Origin of the sequence: Cellulosimicrobium cellulans, from assembly GCF_016921195.1 — a bacterium.
GTDB classification, from domain to species: Bacteria; Actinomycetota; Actinomycetes; order Actinomycetales; family Cellulomonadaceae; genus Cellulosimicrobium; species Cellulosimicrobium cellulans_F.
On the sequence record NZ_JAFGYF010000007.1, the window covers coordinates 58,966 to 74,702 of the forward strand.

Genomic DNA, 15,737 nt, shown 5'->3' on the forward strand with positions numbered 1-15,737 from the left:
CGCGCTCGCGTCACGGCTCGCCGAGCGGGAGGAGCACGATCGGTGGACGCTCGCCGAGCATCGCGAGCGGGTCGACGTAGCGGTCGCCCCGCCGGACGCCCCAGTGCACGCAGGTGTCCGCGCAGTGGCTCGCGACGGCAACGCCGTCGGGGACCTGCACGGTACCGACGACGTCCCCCGCGGCGACGCGCGTCCCCCGGGGCGCCGACGCGGTGACCGGCTCGAGCGACGTGCGCAGGCCGTCGTCGTGCGTGACGACGACCACGCCGCGCCCCGCGACGGGACCGGCGAACGTGACGACCCCCGGCGCCGGGGCCAGGACGGGTTCCCCGGCGGCGGCGGCGAGGTCGACGCCCCGGTGACCGGGCAGCCAGTCCTGCAGCGGCGGGTCGAACGGCGCGAGCACGCCCAGCGCGTCCGGTGCGCGGTCGAGCGGCGGCACCCAGCCCGGAGACGCGGCCGAGTCGACCTCGGCACTCCCGCCCGTCGCGGCGGACGCCACCGGGGCGAGGACGAGCAGGAGCGCGGACACCGCGAGGGCGGCCGCACGTGGTCGGGTCGTCGCGGGGGTACGGTCGAGAGCCATCGCGCCAGGGTGCCCGACGCGAGCCCGCGTCGGTCGGCCCGGTGCTGCGACCTGTGGACGACGGGCACCGGTGGAGCCACGGGCCGGCGGCTGTGGTCGGCCCTGCCGTCGGGTAGACTTGCCGCTGCGACCGGCGCGTTCGCCGTGCCCGGCCCGAGGTGATCATCTCGGCCGAGGACGGGGCCGGTCGACTTCGCGCGTCACGTCCTCGCCCGTCCCCCGGTTCTGCCGGTCCGGGCGGGGCCGCGTCCGGCGTCGGTCCTGCCCGCACCTGCTCGACGGTGCGTCGCAGGCGTCGGCACGGGTGGCGCCAGGGGTGCGACCACCAGGGTCGTCACCGACAACCGCACCGCGGCCCGTCCTCCGGGAGGGGTCGCCAGAAGCGTGCGCGCACCGGGTGGATCCCGGGCCGCACGGCGAAAGGACGTGTCATGGCCGTCGTGACCATGCGCCAGCTCCTCGAGAGCGGTGTCCACTTCGGGCACCAGACCCGCCGTTGGAACCCGAAGATGAAGCGCTTCATCTTCACCGAGCGCAACGGCATCTACATCGTCGACCTCCAGCAGTCGCTGTCGTACATCGACCGCGCGTACGAGTTCGTCAAGGAGACCGTCGCGCACGGCGGCTCCATCCTGTTCGTCGGCACCAAGAAGCAGGCCCAGGAGCCCGTGGCCGAGCAGGCCGCGCGCGTCGGCATGCCCTACGTGAACCACCGCTGGCTCGGCGGCATGCTCACCAACTTCACCACGGTGCACAAGCGTCTCCAGCGCCTCAAGGAGCTCGAGGAGATCGACTTCGACGACGTCGCGGGCTCCGGCCTGACCAAGAAGGAGCTCCTCGTCCTGCGTCGCGAGAAGGACAAGCTCGCCCGCACGCTCGGCGGCATCCGCGACATGGCGAAGGTCCCCTCCGCCGTGTGGATCGTCGACACGAACAAGGAGCACCTCGCGGTCGACGAGGCGCGCAAGCTCGGCATCCCGATCGTCGCGATCCTCGACACCAACTGCGACCCCGACGTCGTGGACTACAAGATCCCGGGCAACGACGACGCCATCCGCTCGGTCACGCTGCTCACGCGCGTGATCGCGGACGCCGCCGCCGAGGGTCTGCTCCAGCGCCACTCGGGCCGCTCGGGCTCCGAGGCCGAGGCGGGCGCCGAGGCCGAGCCGCTGGCCGAGTGGGAGCGTGAGCTCCTCGCCGGTGCCGAGCAGCAGCTCGAGGCCGACGAGGCGGCGGCCAACGCCGCGGCGACCGAGGGCGCCTCGGGCGCCGAGGAGGCCGTGGCGCCGGGTGCGGACGCCGCTCCCGCCGTCGAGGCCGCGGCCGACGCCGCCGCGACGGAGACCGGCGCGGCCGAGGCCGACGAGTCCAAGTGACGTCCCGGGGTGCGCGGCGGGCGACCGCCGCGCACCCCGTGCCGTCCCCCCGGCGCACCGGCACCCCGCGGTGCCCAGCACGTACCCGTGACGAAGAACCCGTGACGAACCACGAGTGAGGAACCACCATGGCGAACTACACCGCCGCTGACATCAAGGCCCTGCGCGAGCGCACCGGCGCCGGCATGCTCGACGTCAAGAAGGCTCTCGACGAGGCGGACGGCGACGCGGAGAAGGCGCTCGAGATCATCCGCGTCAAGGGTCTGAAGGGCGTCGCCAAGCGCGAGGGCCGCTCGACCTCCGAGGGCCTCATCGCCGTCGACATCCGCGACACCGAGGGTGGGCAGGTCGCGACGCTCATCGAGCTCAACTCCGAGACGGACTTCGTCGCGAAGAACGACACGTTCATCTCGCTCGCGGACCGCGTCCTCAAGGCTGCGGCCGACGCCGGCGCGCGCGACGCCGAGGCGGCGCTCGCCGCGGACGCGGACGGCGAGACCGTCCAGCAGGTCATCGACAACCAGGCGGCGACGCTCGGCGAGAAGATCGTCCTGCGCCGCGTGACCCGCGTCGCGGGCGAGCGCGTCACCGCGTACCTGCACCGCACCGCGCGGGACCTGCCGCCGTCGATCGGCGTCGTCGTCGCCACGGACGCCGCGGGCGAGGCCGTCGCGAAGGACGTCGCGCAGCACGTCGCCGCGATGTCCCCGACGTACCTGTCGCGCGACGAGGTCCCGGCCGAGACGGTCGAGAACGAGCGCCGCATCGCCGAGGAGACCTCGCGCAACGAGGGCAAGCCCGAGGCCGCGCTCCCGAAGATCGTCGAGGGTCGTCTCAACGGCTACTTCAAGGACGTCGTCCTCGTCGACCAGCCGCTCGCGAAGGACCCCAAGAAGACGGTCGGCCAGGTCGTCTCCGAGGCCGGCGGCACCATCACCGAGTTCGTGCGGTACCGCGTCGGCGCCTGACGCCCCCGTCGGCCCGGTCCCGTCGCCCGTGAGGCGGTGGGACCGGGCCGACCGCGCACCCGGCCCCGGGCGCGCGACGACCGGCGTCGTGCCGCACCATCGGGTGGGACGACGGCGGAGAAGGACCACCCCGCCCCACCGGGCCAGGACGAAGGACAGGTGTCGACAGTGACGGCAGGCGAGCAGACCACGCCCCGCGAGGGGACCGAGCACCGGCGGGTGCTCCTCAAGCTGTCGGGCGAGACGTTCGGCGGCGGGCAGATCGGTCTGGCGCCCGACGTCGTGCAGCGCGTCGCCCAGGAGATCGCGGACGCGGTCGCCCAGGGCGTGCAGGTCGCCATCGTGGTCGGCGGCGGGAACTTCTTCCGCGGCGCGGAGCTCTCCCAGCGCGGCCTGGACCGCGCGCGCGCCGACTACATGGGCATGCTCGGCACCGTCATGAACTGCCTCGCGCTCCAGGACTTCCTCGAGCAGGCGGGGGTGAAGACGCGCGTGCAGACCGCCATCACCATGGGGCAGGTCGCCGAGCCGTACATCCCCCTGCGGGCGATCCGCCACCTCGAGAAGGGCCGGGTCGTCATCTTCGGCGCCGGTGCGGGCATGCCCTACTTCTCCACCGACACGGTCTCCGTGCAGCGCGCCCTCGAGACGCACTGCCAGGAGGTCCTCATGGGCAAGAACGGCGTGGACGGCGTCTACACGGCCGACCCGCGCAAGGACCCCTCGGCCACGAAGCTCGACCACCTCACGTACACCGACGCGCTCGTCAACGACCTCGGGGTCATGGACGCGACGGCGCTGAGCCTGTGCCGTGACAACGACGTACGCATGCGCGTGTTCGGCATGAGCGAGCCGGGGAACGTCACCCGTGCCCTGGTCGGCGAGAATATTGGGACACTGGTCACGACCGACTGACGCCGTCGCCGCCCTCGGGCGCAGCGACGCGGCGGACCCCGTACGACCCCACCGACGAACGACGAAGGAGCACTGGTGATCGACGAGACCCTCCTCGAGGCCGAGGAGAAGATGGACAAGGCCGTCGAGGTGGCCAAGGAGGACTTCGCCGCGATCCGCACCGGCCGTGCGAACGCCGCGATGTTCAACAAGATCACGGTCGACTACTACGGCGCGCCGACGCCGCTGCAGCAGCTCGCGTCGTTCACGGTGACCGAGGCGCGCACGATCCTCGTCTCCCCGTTCGACAAGAGCTCGATCACGGCGGTCGAGAAGGCGCTGCGCGACTCCGACCTCGGCGTGAACCCCTCGAACGACGGCAACGTCGTCCGCGTCGTGCTGCCCGCCCTCACCGAGGAGCGGCGCCGCGACTTCGTGAAGCTCGCGAAGTCGAAGGCGGAGGACTCGCGCGTGTCGATCCGCAACGTGCGCCGCCGCGCCAAGGAGGAGCTGGACCGCATCGCGCGCGACGGCGAGGCCGGCGAGGACGAGGTCGCGCGCGCCGAGAAGGAGCTCGAGAGCCTCACCAAGGCGCACGTCGACCAGGTCGACGCGCTGCTCGCGGGCAAGGAGAGCGAGCTGCTCGAGGTCTGAGCACCTCCTGCGGCGAGCTCCTCCACGCACCGATGACCGACACCTCCTCGACGGCCGCCGGCGACGGCACCGCCGCGGCGCGTGCCCCCAAGGCGGGCCGCAACCTTCCCGTGGCGATCGCGGTGGGCCTCGGCCTGCTCGCGCTCGTCGCGGCGAGCCTCGCCTTCCGGCCCGAGTTCTTCGTGCTGCTCGCGACCGTGGCGGTCGGCGCCGCGCTGTGGGAGCTCGCCCAGGCGTTCAAGCGCCGTGAGCTTCATCTGCCGCTCCTCCCGCTCCTCGTGGGCACGGTGGGCATCCTCGTGTCCTCGTACTACTCGGGTCCCGAGGCGCTGCTCGTCTCGTTCATGCTCACGGTCGCGGGCGCGGTCGTGTGGCGGGTCATCGACGGCTCGGGCACGGCGGCGGTGCGCGACGCCGCCGCGGCGACGTTCGCGGCGGCCTACCTGCCCTTCATGGCCGGCTTCGTCATGCTCATGCTCGCCGCCCCCGACGGGCGCATCAGGGTCCTCATCTTCATCCTGCTCGCCGTCGCGAACGACGTCGGCGGGTACGTCGCGGGCGTCCTCTTCGGGCGCCACCCGCTGGCCCCCTCGGTGAGTCCCAAGAAGTCCTGGGAGGGGCTCGCGGGCTCGTTCGTCCTCGCGACGGCGGTCGGCGTGGTCGGGGCCGTCGTGGGCCTCGGGGCGAGCCCCCTCGTCGGCGTCGCGCTCGGCATCCTCGCCCCGCTCACGGCGACGGTGGGCGACCTCGCCGAGTCGATGGTCAAGCGCGACCTAGAATTGAAGGACATGGGGTCGCTCCTGCCGGGCCACGGAGGCATCCTGGACCGGCTCGACTCCATGCTCCTCACCGCCCCGTTCGTGTACGTGCTCCTCGCGCTGGCCGTCTGACAGCCCGTCGACGGTCCTCTCGCACCGCGGAGCGACCCGTCCGCACGACCCCCCCACGCTTGGACCTCCCCATGACCGTCCGTTCCGTCCGCCCCTCCGCGGAGTCGAAGCCGCTCCCGCTCGTCATGACCGCGCCGCGGCGCGGCAAGCCGCCGCGGCACTTCGCCGACCTCGCGCCCGAGGAGGTGCGCGACGTCGTCGTCGAGCTGGGGGAGAAGCCGTTCCGTGCCAAGCAGCTCGCGACGCACTACTACGCGCACCTCACGCGCGACCCGGAGGCGATGACGGACCTGCCGAAGGCGACGCGCGACGTGCTCACGGACGCGCTCTTCCCGCCGCTGCTCACGGCGGCGCGCCGCATGGAGGCCGACGGCGGGACGACCGTCAAGACGCTCTGGCACCTCTTCGACGGCGCCAAGGTCGAGTCGGTGCTCATGCGCTACCCGCAGCGCTCCACGCTCTGCGTGTCGAGCCAGGCGGGGTGCGGCATGGCGTGCCCGTTCTGCGCGACCGGGCAGCTCGGCCTGACGCGCAACCTGTCCGTGGCGGAGATCGTCGAGCAGGTGCGCTCCGCGGCCCGGTCGCTCGCCGACGGCGAGATCCCCGGCGGCCCGACGCGCCTCAACAACCTCGTGTTCATGGGCATGGGCGAGCCGCTCGCCAACTACAAGGCCGTCATGGGCACGGTGCGCCGTCTCGTCGCACCCACCCCCGACGGTCTCGGCATGTCGGCGCGCAACATCACGGTGTCGACCGTCGGGCTCGTCCCCGCGATGCGCAAGCTCGCCGACGAGGGGATCCCGGTCACGCTCGCCCTGTCGCTGCACGCCCCCGACGACGACCTGCGCAGCGAGCTCGTGCCGATCAACACGCGGTGGAGCGTCGACGAGACGCTCGACGCGGCGCGCCACTACTTCGAGGTCACGGGCCGGCGCGTGAGCATCGAGTACGCGCTCATCAAGGACATGAACGACCACGCGTGGCGCGCCGACCTGCTCGGCGAGAAGCTCGACGCGCGCGGCCGTGGCTGGGTGCACGTGAACCCGATCCCGCTGAACCCGACGCCGGGCTCGATCTGGACGGCCAGCGACCCTGCCGTCGAGGCGGAGTTCGTGGCACGATTGCGCGGTCACGGGATCCCGACGACGATCCGTGACACCCGCGGCAGCGACATCGACGGTGCCTGCGGGCAGCTCGCTGCAGAGGAGGACGAGTGAGTTCGCTGTTCACCACGGTGTCGAAGACCCGGAACGGGTACGACCCCGAGGAGGTCGACGACTTCTTCGAGCACGCCCGCGACGTGTACGAGGGTCGCGTCCAGGATCGGCTGACGAGCACCGAGATCCAGGCGTCGGTCTTCGACCTGGTCCGCGGCGGGTACGACACGCACGAGGTGGACGCCGCGCTGGACCGCCTCGAGGGCGCGTTCATCGCGCGCCAGCGGGCGGAGTACGTCGCCGCGCACGGCCAGCAGGCCTGGATGAACGCGCTCGCCGAGCGCGCGCGGACGCTCTACGGGCGCCTCGGCCGACCCGACGGCGAGAAGTTCGCGCTCGCGGAGCGGGGCAAGCCGGCGTACGACATCGACGACGTCGACGACCTGTGCGACCGGCTCGTCGCCTACTTCGACCGGCAGGTCCCGATCACGGCGGCGGAGATCCGCTCCGCGACGTTCGGCCGCGCCCGCGGTCGCGACGGCTACGCGGAGGGCCCGGTCGACGCGTTCTTCGCCCGCGCCATCGAGGTCCTGCTCGGCGTCGAGTGACGACGACGCCCACCCCTCGCCGCGCGTGAGCCCCGACCCCCGGACGTCCTCGAGCCCGTGGGTGCGGCGCGCCACGGAGTGGCTGAGCGAGGTCAACGCCCGGCACCCCTGGAACCACAACGAGCACTTCCACGGCTGGGTCGAGCGGCGCGTGCCGCGCGACGCCCGGGTCGTGCTCGACGTGGGTTGCGGCGCAGGCGTCCTCCTCGGCAGGCTGCGTCGCCGGGCGGACGAGGTCCACGGGATCGACGCCGACGCCGGCATGGTGGCCCAGGCCGGCGCGCGGCACGACGAGGACCCCGCCATCACCGTGCGGCGACTCAGGTTCGACGACGTCCGCTCGCCCGACGACGTCCGCACGCCTGACGACGTGCGCACGCCCGACGCGTGCGGCTCGCCGGGACGCCGGGCGGGCCCGGCCGACACCGCAGGCGGTGGCTACGACGCGGTGACGATGGTCGCGGTGCTGCACCATCTCGACCTCGACGAGGCGCTCCGGCACGCCCGCAGCCTGCTCGCCCCGGGTGGCCGGCTCCTCGTCGTGGGGCTCGCGCGCGTGGCGTCGGCGCGCGACCTCGCGGTCGACGTCGCGTCCGCGTTCCTCAACCCGCTCGTGGGCCTCGTGAAGCACCCCCGTCGAGCCCGGCCCGGCGACGCCGGGCCCGACGCTCCGGGCATGCCCGTGCGGGACCCGCGGCACTCGGTCGACGAGATCGCGCGCACGGCCCGGGCGCACCTGCCCGGGGTGCGGGTGCGCCGTCGGCTCTTCTTCCGGTACACGCTCGAGTGGACCGCCCCGCGGTGACGGGGCCACGACCGGCACGGTGCCCGCGCACCGCCCGCGGCCTGGGAGGATGGGAGCCATGCCCGACGGACCTGCACCCACCCCCCGCACCGTGACGATCCTCGGCTCGACCGGGTCGATCGGCACGCAGGCGATCGACGTCGTCCGGACCCACCCGGACCGGTTCCGCGTCGAGGCGCTCTCGGCGGGCGGTGGCGACGTCGACCTGCTCGCGCGCCAGGCCGTGGAGCTCGGGGTGCGCGCGGTCGGGGTCGCGGACGAGAGCCGTGCGGCGGCGCTCCGGGCGGCGCTGGCCGGAGCCGGACCCGGCCAGGGGGACGTCCCGGAGGTGCTCGCCGGACCCGACGCCGCGGCCGAGCTCGCCGGGCGGGGGAGCGACGTCGTCCTCAACGGCGTCACCGGCTCCGTCGGGCTCGGCCCGACGCTCGCCGCGCTGCGCGCCGGGTCCACGCTCGCGCTCGCGAACAAGGAGTCGCTCGTCGCCGGGGGAGCGCTCGTCCGCGCGGCCCAGCAGCGCCCGGACCAGATCGTCCCGGTGGACTCCGAGCACTCGGCCATCGCGCAGTGCCTGCGCTCCGGGACGAGAGCCGAGGTGCGGCGCCTGATCCTCACCGCGTCGGGCGGTCCCTTCCGCGGCTGGGACGCCGACGCGGTCAAGGCGGCCACGGTCGAGCAGGCGCTCGCGCACCCCACCTGGGCCATGGGGCCGGTCGTCACCGTGAACTCCGCGAGCCTCATGAACAAGGGCCTCGAGCTCATCGAGGCGCACCTGCTCTTCGACGTGCCCGCCGACGACATCACGGTCGTCGTGCACCCGCAGTCCGTCGTGCACTCGATGGTCGAGTTCGTCGACGGCTCGACGATCGCGCAGGCGTCGCCCCCCGACATGCGCCTGCCCATCGCGCTCGGGCTGTCGTGGCCCGACCGGCTCGACCCCGTGACGCCGCCGTGCGACTGGACGGCCGCGACGTCGTGGACGTTCGAGCCGCTCGACGACGCCGCGTTCCCCGCGGTGAGCCTGGCGCGCGCCGCCGTCGCGGCGAGCGCGACCCACCCGGCCGTGTACAACGCGGCCAACGAGGAGGCCGTCGCGGCGTTCCTCAGCGGACGCGCAGGTTTCGGTGACATCGTGACCACGGTCGAGCGCGTGCTCGCTGCGCACGACGGAACTCCCGCGGACGCGCTGACGTTGGAGCACGTGGTGGAGGCCGAGGCGTGGGCGCGCACGCGCGCCCACGAGCTGCTGGACCGCCGGTGACGAGCGACCGTCGCGGCGGGGCGACCGCCCGCGACGTCGAGAGGGAGCAGAGGGAACGATGGCCACGCTGATCGGCATCCTGGTGATCGTGGTCGGGATCGTCGTCTCGATCGCGCTGCACGAGGTCGGGCACATGGTGCCCGCGAAGAAGTTCGGCGTCCGCGTGAGCCAGTACATGGTCGGGTTCGGCCCGACCCTGTGGTCGCGCACCAAGGGCGAGACCGAGTACGGCCTCAAGGCGATCCCGCTCGGCGGCTACGTGCGCCTCGTGGGCATGTACCCGCCCGCGCCCGCGGGCTCCCGTCCCCGCGGCAGCGGGTTCTTCTCCCAGGTCGTGGCCGACGCGAGGGACGCCAGCACGGAGGAGATCCGCCCGGGCGAGGAGCACCGCGCGTTCTACAACCTCTCCGCGCCCAAGAAGGTCGTCGTCATGCTCGGCGGCCCCTTCATGAACCTCCTCATCGCGTTCGTCCTCATGGCGATCGTGTGCGTCGGCATCGGCCTGCCTGCGGTCACGACCACGGTGGGCTCGGTGAACGCGTGCGTCCCGTCCGCCGTGACGGCCGAGGAGCAGGAGTGCGCCGCCGGCGCCGCCCCGTCGCCGGCCGCCGCCGCGGGCCTCGAGCCGGGCGACACGATCGTGGCGTTCGACGGCGAGGACGTCACCTCGTGGGACCAGCTCTCCGGCATGATCCGCGGCGCCGCCGGGCAGGCGACGCCGGTCGTCGTCGAGCGCGACGGCGAGCGGGTGGACCTCACCATCACGCCCGTCGACGTGGAGCGCCAGGTCGTGGCCGAGGACGGGACGCCCGTCGTCGACGACGACGGCGAGCCGGTCACGGAGCCCGCCGGGTTCGTCGGGTTCGCGCCGACCGTCGAGCGGACGCCCGCCGGGATCGGTGTGGCCGCGGAGGCCACGTGGCAGCAGGTGAGCGGCACGGCGGGGATCATCGTCACCCTGCCGGTCAAGGTCTACGAGGCGGCTCAGGCCGCGTTCACCGACGCGCCCCGCGGGCAGGACTCCGTGATGAGCGTCGTCGGGGTCGGCCGCGTCGCGGTGGACGTCGCCGGCGCGGAGAGCCCGGTGCTCGACCGCGTCGTCACGATGCTGCTGCTGCTCGCCGCGCTGAACGTCGCGCTGTTCGTCTTCAACCTCATCCCGCTCCTGCCGCTCGACGGCGGGCACGTGGTCAACGCGCTCTACGAGGGCGCCAAGCGCACGGTCGCGCGCGTCCGCGGTCGCCCGCGGCCGGGGCCGGCCGACCTGGCGCGCATGATGCCGGTCGCGTACGTGATGTTCGTGGTCCTCGTCGGCGTCGGCGCCCTGCTGATCCTCGCCGACATCATCGACCCCGTCCGCCTCACGTAGCCGCGGCGCGTGGAGGGGCCGCGAAGATGTGCGGGACCGAGCGGGAAGGTGACGTCCCGGACAGCCTGGCGGTGCCGCGTCGGACGCCCGGCGGGGGATACTAGGGGCGTGAGCGTACCCATCAGTCTCGGAATGCCTGCCGCGCCGCCGCCGGTCCTCGCGCCGCGACGCAAGAGCCGCAAGATCAAGGTCGGCAAGGTGGACGTCGGCGGCGACGCGCCGATCAGCGTCCAGTCCATGACGACGACGCCGACGACGGACATCAACGCCACGCTCCAGCAGATCGCGGAGCTCACGGCGTCGGGCTGCGACATCGTGCGTGTCGCGGTGCCGAGCGCGGACGACGCGCTCGCGCTGCCGGCGATCGCCAAGAAGTCGCAGATCCCCGTGATCGCGGACATCCACTTCCAGCCCAAGTACGTGTTCGCGGCGATCGACGCGGGCTGCGCCGCGGTGCGCGTGAACCCCGGCAACATCCGCAAGTTCGACGACCAGGTCAAGGAGATCGCGAAGGCGGCGTCGGACGCGGGCGTGTCGCTGCGCATCGGCGTGAACGCCGGCTCGCTCGACCCGCGCCTGCTCGCGAAGTACGGCAAGGCGACGCCCGAGGCGCTCGTCGAGTCGGCCGTGTGGGAGGCGTCGCTCTTCGAGGAGCACGGCTTCCACGACTTCAAGATCTCCGTCAAGCACAACGACCCGGTCGTCATGGTGCGCGCGTACGAGCTGCTCGCCGAGGCGGGGGACTGGCCGCTGCACCTCGGCGTGACCGAGGCGGGCCCGGCGTTCCAGGGCACGATCAAGTCGGCGACGGCGTTCGGCGCCCTGCTGAGCAAGGGCATCGGCGACACGATCCGCGTCTCGTTGTCGGCGCCGCCGGTCGAGGAGGTCAAGGTCGGCAACCAGATCCTCCAGGCGCTCAACCTGCGCCCCCGCAAGCTCGAGATCGTCTCGTGCCCGTCGTGCGGCCGCGCGCAGGTGGACGTGTACTCGCTCGCCGAGAAGGTCACGGCCGGTCTCGAGGGCATGGAGGTGCCGCTGCGCGTCGCGGTCATGGGCTGCGTCGTCAACGGCCCGGGCGAGGCGCGCGAGGCCGACCTCGGCGTCGCGTCGGGCAACGGCAAGGGGCAGATCTTCGTCAAGGGCGAGGTCGTCAAGACGGTGCCTGAGTCGTTGATCGTGGAGACGCTCATCGAGGAGGCGCTGCGCATCGCGGAGACCATGACGCCGGAGAACGACGCGCAGGCCGGCCCGCCGGTCGTCACGGTCGGCTGACGCCCTCGTGAGCCGCTGGCGCCCGTCCGTCCCGGCCCTGCGAGCTCGCGCGCGGGGCGGATCGTCGGACCGGGCGCGCGTGCTCGTCGACGCGGACGTCCCGGAGGCGCTCGCGGTGTGCGCGGGCGACCCGGTCGCGTCGACGCTCGCGGCCGCGCGGCTCGCGGTCGCCCAGCAGGCGGGCCTGCACGCGGCCGGCGGCCAGGCGTGGGGGTTCCCGGCCGTCGGCCCGCTCGAGGCGGTGTGCTGGGCGGGTGCGAACCTCGTCCCGGTGGTGCCCGTGTCGCTCGACGCGTCGCGTGCGCGGGCGGCGGTCGCGGCGTTCGCCGAGCTCGCACGGCACGCGGGGCGGCGGTCGTCGTCGGTCGTGGGCGAGCGCGACGCCGTCCTCGCGCTGTGGGAGCTGCTCGCGCCGCACTGGCCGTCGCCGCGCGAGATCCGGGCGAACCAGCCCTCGCTCGCGATCGACCGCGAGCCCGACGTCGAGCCCGACCCCGGGGTCCGGCGCTCCGTCCCCGCCGAGGTCCCGGTCGTCCTGCCGGCGTGCGTGCGGATGTTCACCGAGGAGGTCGGCTACTCGCCGGTCGAGGGCGGCGGGCGCGCGTACGAGGAGCGCGTGCGGTCGCTCGTGCTCGCCGGCCGGTCGTTCGTCCGGCTCGCGGGGAGGGACGGCGCGCCGCACGTCGTCTTCAAGGCCGAGCTCGGCGCGGTGACGCCGCACGTCGCGCAGGTCCAGGGCGTGTGGGTCGACCCGCGGTACCGCGGACAGGGCCTCGCCGCGCCGGGGATGGCCGCCGTCGTGCACCTCGCTCGCCAGGGCTCCCCGGCCGAGACCACCCGCGGGGCCGCGCCGCCCGTCGTCTCGCTGTACGTCAACGACTACAACACGCGCGCCCTCGCGACGTACCGCCGCGTCGGGTTCGAGCAGGTCGGCACGTACGCGACCGTCCTCTTCTGACGAGCCACGACCGGTGCGCTACCTGAGCAGGCGCGACATCCGCCGGTCGGCGAGCACCTGCCCGCCCGTCTGGCACGTCGCGCAGTACTGCAGGCTGCGGTCCGCGAAGCTCACCTCGCGCACGGTGTCCCCGCACACGGGGCACGGCAGCCCGGTGCGCCCGTGGACGCGCATCCCCGCGCGCTTGGCGTCCTTGAGCTCGGCGGCCGGCTTGCCGGACGACGCCGCCACGGCCTCGGCGAGCACCTCGCCCACGGCAGCGTGCACCCGGGCGACCTCGTCCGGCGTGAACGAGCGCGTGAGCTTGAACGGGCTGGTCCGCGCCGCGTGCAGGATGTCGTCGGAGTAGGCGTTCCCGATGCCGGCGATCGACGACTGGTCGCGCAGCAGGCCCTTGACCTGCTGGTTGCGCGCCGCCATGAGCTCACCCAGGGCCTCGGGCGTGAAGCCCGGGTCGAGCGGCTCGATCCCGAGCGTCTCGATCGCCCGCACCTCGTCGGGGCGCCGGACGACGTGGACCGCGAGCCGCTTGCGCGTGCCCGCCTCGGTGAGGTCGAAGCCCGAGCCGTCGTCGAACCGCACGCGCAGCGCGAGCACCGCCGCCTTCCCGCCGCCGCTGCCACCGAGCCGGGGACGGACCGGCGTCGTCGGCGCCTTCTCGGACCACCGGAGCCATCCCGCCCGGGCGAGGTGGAAGACGAGGTGGATCTCCTCGTCGGGCCCCGGGGAGGGCGGGCCACCGACGGGCTGCGCGAGGACGAGGTCGAGCCACTTGCCGTGCCGGCGCGCGCCGGCGACGACGCGGCCGACGAGCGCGCCGACGGGCGGGTCGAACGTCTTGAGCGCGGCGATCTGGGCGACGTCCGCGGCGACGACGGTGCGTCCGGTCGCGCGGTCGTCGAGGAACCGGACCAGGGCCTCGACCTCGGGCAGCTCGGGCATGGGAACATCCTCCCCGCCGGTAGGGTGGGGCGCATGTCTTCCGTCACGTCCGGCGCGCCCGCCGCGGCCTCCACCCGCGTCCGGGGCGCCGACCTCCTGCGCCTGTCCACCCTGTTCGTCCGGACGCTGCGCGAGGACCCGGCCGACGCCGAGGTCGCGAGCCACAAGCTCCTCGTGCGAGCCGGCTACATCCGCCGTGCCGCCCCCGGCATCTACACCTGGCTCCCGCTCGGGCTGCGCGTGCTGCGCAAGGTCGAGGACGTGGTCCGCGAGGAGATGGCCGCGGCGGGCGCGCAGGAGGTGCACTTCCCGGCGCTGCTGCCCAAGGAGCCGTACGAGGCGACGGGTCGCTGGACGGAGTACGGACCCAACATCTTCCGGCTCAAGGACCGCAAGGAGGGCGACTACCTCCTCGCGCCGACGCACGAGGAGATGTTCACGCTCCTGGTCAAGGACCTGTACTCGTCGTACAAGGACCTGCCGCTGACGATCTACCAGATCCAGTCCAAGTACCGCGACGAGGCGCGCCCCCGCGCGGGCCTCATCCGGGGTCGCGAGTTCGTCATGAAGGACGCGTACTCGTTCGACACGACGGACGAGGGCCTCGAGCGCTCGTACGAGGTGCAGCGCGCCGCGTACCGGCGCATCTTCGACCGGCTCGGTCTCGAGTACGTCATCGTGGCCGCGACGTCCGGCGCCATGGGCGGCTCGCGCTCGGAGGAGTTCCTCACCCCGACCGCGATCGGCGAGGACACGTTCGTGCGCTCGCCCGGGGGCTACGCCGCCAACGTCGAGGCCGTCGTGACGCCCGTCCCGGAGGCGGTCGACTACGCGGACGCCCCGGCCGCGCACGTCGAGGACACCCCGGACACCCCGACGATCGAGTCGCTCGTCGCGCTCGCGAACGCGCGCTTCCCGCGCCCGGACCGCGAGTGGACGGCCGCGGACACGCTGAAGAACGTCGTGCTCGCCCTCACGCACCCGGACGGACGCCGCGAGGTCGTCGTCGTCGGGCTGCCGGGCGACCGCGAGGTGGACCTCAAGCGCGTCGGCGCGGCGTTCGAGCCGGCCGAGGTAGAGCCGGCGACGGACGCGGACTTCGCCGCGCACCCCGAGCTCGTCAAGGGCTACATCGGCCCGCAGGTCCTGGGCCCGAACGTCCGGAGGGACGCGCCGACGGAGGTCGCCGAGGGCGAGGTGCCCGAGCGGCACTCCGTGCGCTACCTCCTCGACCCGCGCGTCGTCGCGGGGACGCGCTGGATCACCGGTGCGAACGAGCCGGGCCGGCACGTGTTCGACCTCGTCGCCGAGCGCGACTTCTCCGCCGACGGCACCGTCGAGGCCGCCGAGGTGCGCGCGGGCGACCCCGCGCCCGACGGCTCGGGCCCGCTCGAGCTGGCGCGCGGCATCGAGATCGGCCACATCTTCGCCCTCGGTCGCAAGTACGCCCAGGCGCTCGGCCTCACCGTGCTCGACGAGAACGGCAAGCAGGTCGTCGTGACCATGGGGTCGTACGGCATCGGCGTGACGCGCGTGCTCGCGGCGCTCGCGGAGGCCAACCACGACGACGCCGGGCTCGCGTGGCCCGCGCACGTCGCGCCCGCGCACGTCCACGTCCTCGCGACGGGCAAGGACGCGAGCGTGTTCGACGAGGCGGAGCGCCTCGCGACCGAGCTCGCCGCCCGGGGCGTCGAGGTGATCTACGACGACCGCCCCAAGGTCTCGCCGGGCGTGAAGTTCAAGGACGCCGAGCTCCTCGGCGTGCCGCTGCTGCTCGTCGTGGGACGCGGCCTCGCCGACGGCGTCGTGGAGGTCCACCCGCGCGCGGGCGAGGCGGTCGAGGTCGCGGTCGCGGACGCCGTCGAGCACGTCACGGCGCAGGTGGCCGAGCTCCTCGGCTGACACGAGGCACGATCGGAAGGCGCCCCGGTCCCGGCACACGGGCCGGGGCGCCGTCGTCCCGGTGCGAGGGGTGGCGGCCGTGCGCGGCACGCGGACCG

15 protein-coding genes are annotated in these 15,737 nt (G+C 73.7%); 13 read left to right on the forward strand and 2 right to left on the reverse strand.

Annotation, left to right across the window (positions count from 1 at the left end; all coding sequences use genetic code 11):
* Positions 1-10: 10 nt before the first annotated feature.
* The gene (locus JN535_RS14770; protein WP_205206328.1) at positions 11-586 is read right to left on the reverse strand and encodes a M23 family metallopeptidase; all 576 of its coding nucleotides are present in this window, start codon (positions 584-586) and stop codon (positions 11-13) included.
* Between the two features lie 431 nt (positions 587-1,017).
* On the opposite strand from JN535_RS14770, the gene rpsB reads away from it, so the two are divergent.
* The 12 genes from rpsB (at position 1,018) to JN535_RS14830 (ending at position 12,795) form a co-directional block, all read left to right on the forward strand.
* Entirely contained in the window at positions 1,018-1,962 is a 945-nt protein-coding gene (gene rpsB / locus JN535_RS14775) for a 30S ribosomal protein S2 (protein ID WP_205206330.1), read from the forward strand.
* 128 nt (positions 1,963-2,090) lie between these two features.
* Complete coding sequence (tsf, locus tag JN535_RS14780; RefSeq protein WP_205206331.1) at positions 2,091-2,930, forward strand: translation elongation factor Ts; 840 nt, start codon at positions 2,091-2,093, stop codon at positions 2,928-2,930.
* Positions 2,931-3,089: 159 nt separating this feature from the next.
* A complete protein-coding gene (gene pyrH / locus JN535_RS14785) occupies positions 3,090-3,845 on the forward strand; it encodes a UMP kinase (RefSeq protein WP_087471737.1) in 756 nt (251 codons plus the stop codon).
* A gap of 75 nt (positions 3,846-3,920) precedes the next feature.
* Positions 3,921-4,478 carry a ribosome recycling factor gene (gene frr, locus JN535_RS14790; RefSeq protein ID WP_205206333.1) on the forward strand — a complete coding sequence of 186 codons (558 nt, stop codon included), beginning with the start codon at positions 3,921-3,923 and terminating at the stop codon, positions 4,476-4,478.
* A gap of 32 nt (positions 4,479-4,510) precedes the next feature.
* Positions 4,511-5,368 (forward strand): phosphatidate cytidylyltransferase, encoded by an 858-nt coding sequence (locus JN535_RS14795; RefSeq protein WP_205206335.1) that lies wholly within the window; start codon positions 4,511-4,513, stop codon positions 5,366-5,368.
* 125 nt (positions 5,369-5,493) lie between these two features.
* Positions 5,494-6,585, forward strand: a complete 1,092-nt coding sequence (rlmN, locus tag JN535_RS14800) for a 23S rRNA (adenine(2503)-C(2))-methyltransferase RlmN (RefSeq protein WP_240201241.1) — start codon at positions 5,494-5,496, stop codon at positions 6,583-6,585.
* Positions 6,582-7,133 (forward strand): DivIVA domain-containing protein, encoded by a 552-nt coding sequence (locus JN535_RS14805; RefSeq protein ID WP_205206337.1) that lies wholly within the window; start codon positions 6,582-6,584, stop codon positions 7,131-7,133. The genes rlmN and JN535_RS14805 overlap by 4 nt, the downstream gene beginning before the upstream one ends.
* A gap of 25 nt (positions 7,134-7,158) precedes the next feature.
* Positions 7,159-7,938 carry a class I SAM-dependent methyltransferase gene (locus JN535_RS14810; RefSeq protein WP_307868767.1) on the forward strand — a complete coding sequence of 260 codons (780 nt, stop codon included), beginning with the start codon at positions 7,159-7,161 and terminating at the stop codon, positions 7,936-7,938.
* Positions 7,939-7,996: 58 nt separating this feature from the next.
* Entirely contained in the window at positions 7,997-9,196 is a 1,200-nt protein-coding gene (dxr, locus tag JN535_RS14815) for a 1-deoxy-D-xylulose-5-phosphate reductoisomerase (RefSeq protein ID WP_205206338.1), read from the forward strand.
* Positions 9,197-9,254: 58 nt separating this feature from the next.
* Positions 9,255-10,565, forward strand: coding sequence for a M50 family metallopeptidase (locus tag JN535_RS14820; protein WP_205206339.1), 1,311 nt, complete (start codon positions 9,255-9,257; stop codon positions 10,563-10,565).
* Positions 10,566-10,697: 132 nt separating this feature from the next.
* A complete protein-coding gene (gene ispG, locus JN535_RS14825) occupies positions 10,698-11,837 on the forward strand; it encodes a flavodoxin-dependent (E)-4-hydroxy-3-methylbut-2-enyl-diphosphate synthase (RefSeq protein ID WP_205206481.1) in 1,140 nt (379 codons plus the stop codon).
* 7 nt (positions 11,838-11,844) lie between these two features.
* A complete protein-coding gene (locus tag JN535_RS14830) occupies positions 11,845-12,795 on the forward strand; it encodes a GNAT family N-acetyltransferase (RefSeq protein ID WP_374100514.1) in 951 nt (316 codons plus the stop codon).
* A gap of 18 nt (positions 12,796-12,813) precedes the next feature.
* Here JN535_RS14830 and JN535_RS14835 read toward each other — a convergent pair whose 3' ends face one another.
* Positions 12,814-13,737: an Fpg/Nei family DNA glycosylase gene (locus tag JN535_RS14835; protein ID WP_205206340.1), complete on the reverse strand. Its 924-nt coding sequence runs from the start codon at positions 13,735-13,737 to the stop codon at positions 12,814-12,816.
* A gap of 33 nt (positions 13,738-13,770) precedes the next feature.
* On the opposite strand from JN535_RS14835, the gene JN535_RS14840 reads away from it, so the two are divergent.
* Positions 13,771-15,639 carry a proline--tRNA ligase gene (locus tag JN535_RS14840; RefSeq protein ID WP_205206341.1) on the forward strand — a complete coding sequence of 623 codons (1,869 nt, stop codon included), beginning with the start codon at positions 13,771-13,773 and terminating at the stop codon, positions 15,637-15,639.
* The last annotated feature ends 98 nt before the right edge of the window (positions 15,640-15,737 follow it).

Excerpts from the sequence above, each read along its gene's own strand:
- tsf (WP_205206331.1), top strand. The coding sequence starts at position 2,091 with ATGGCGAACTACACCGCCGCTGACATCAAGGCCCTGCGCGAGCGCACC.
- rpsB (WP_205206330.1), top strand. The coding sequence starts at position 1,018 with ATGGCCGTCGTGACCATGCGCCAGCTCCTCGAGAGCGGTGTCCACTTC.
- dxr (WP_205206338.1), top strand. The coding sequence starts at position 7,997 with ATGCCCGACGGACCTGCACCCACCCCCCGCACCGTGACGATCCTCGGC.
- JN535_RS14795 (WP_205206335.1), top strand. The coding sequence starts at position 4,511 with ATGACCGACACCTCCTCGACGGCCGCCGGCGACGGCACCGCCGCGGCG.
- JN535_RS14840 (WP_205206341.1), top strand. The coding sequence starts at position 13,771 with ATGTCTTCCGTCACGTCCGGCGCGCCCGCCGCGGCCTCCACCCGCGTC.
- JN535_RS14820 (WP_205206339.1), top strand. The coding sequence starts at position 9,255 with ATGGCCACGCTGATCGGCATCCTGGTGATCGTGGTCGGGATCGTCGTC.
- JN535_RS14770 (WP_205206328.1), bottom strand. The coding sequence starts at position 586 with ATGGCTCTCGACCGTACCCCCGCGACGACCCGACCACGTGCGGCCGCC.
- JN535_RS14835 (WP_205206340.1), bottom strand. The coding sequence starts at position 13,737 with ATGCCCGAGCTGCCCGAGGTCGAGGCCCTGGTCCGGTTCCTCGACGAC.
- ispG (WP_205206481.1), top strand. The coding sequence starts at position 10,698 with ATGCCTGCCGCGCCGCCGCCGGTCCTCGCGCCGCGACGCAAGAGCCGC.
- rlmN (WP_240201241.1), top strand. The coding sequence starts at position 5,494 with ATGACCGCGCCGCGGCGCGGCAAGCCGCCGCGGCACTTCGCCGACCTC.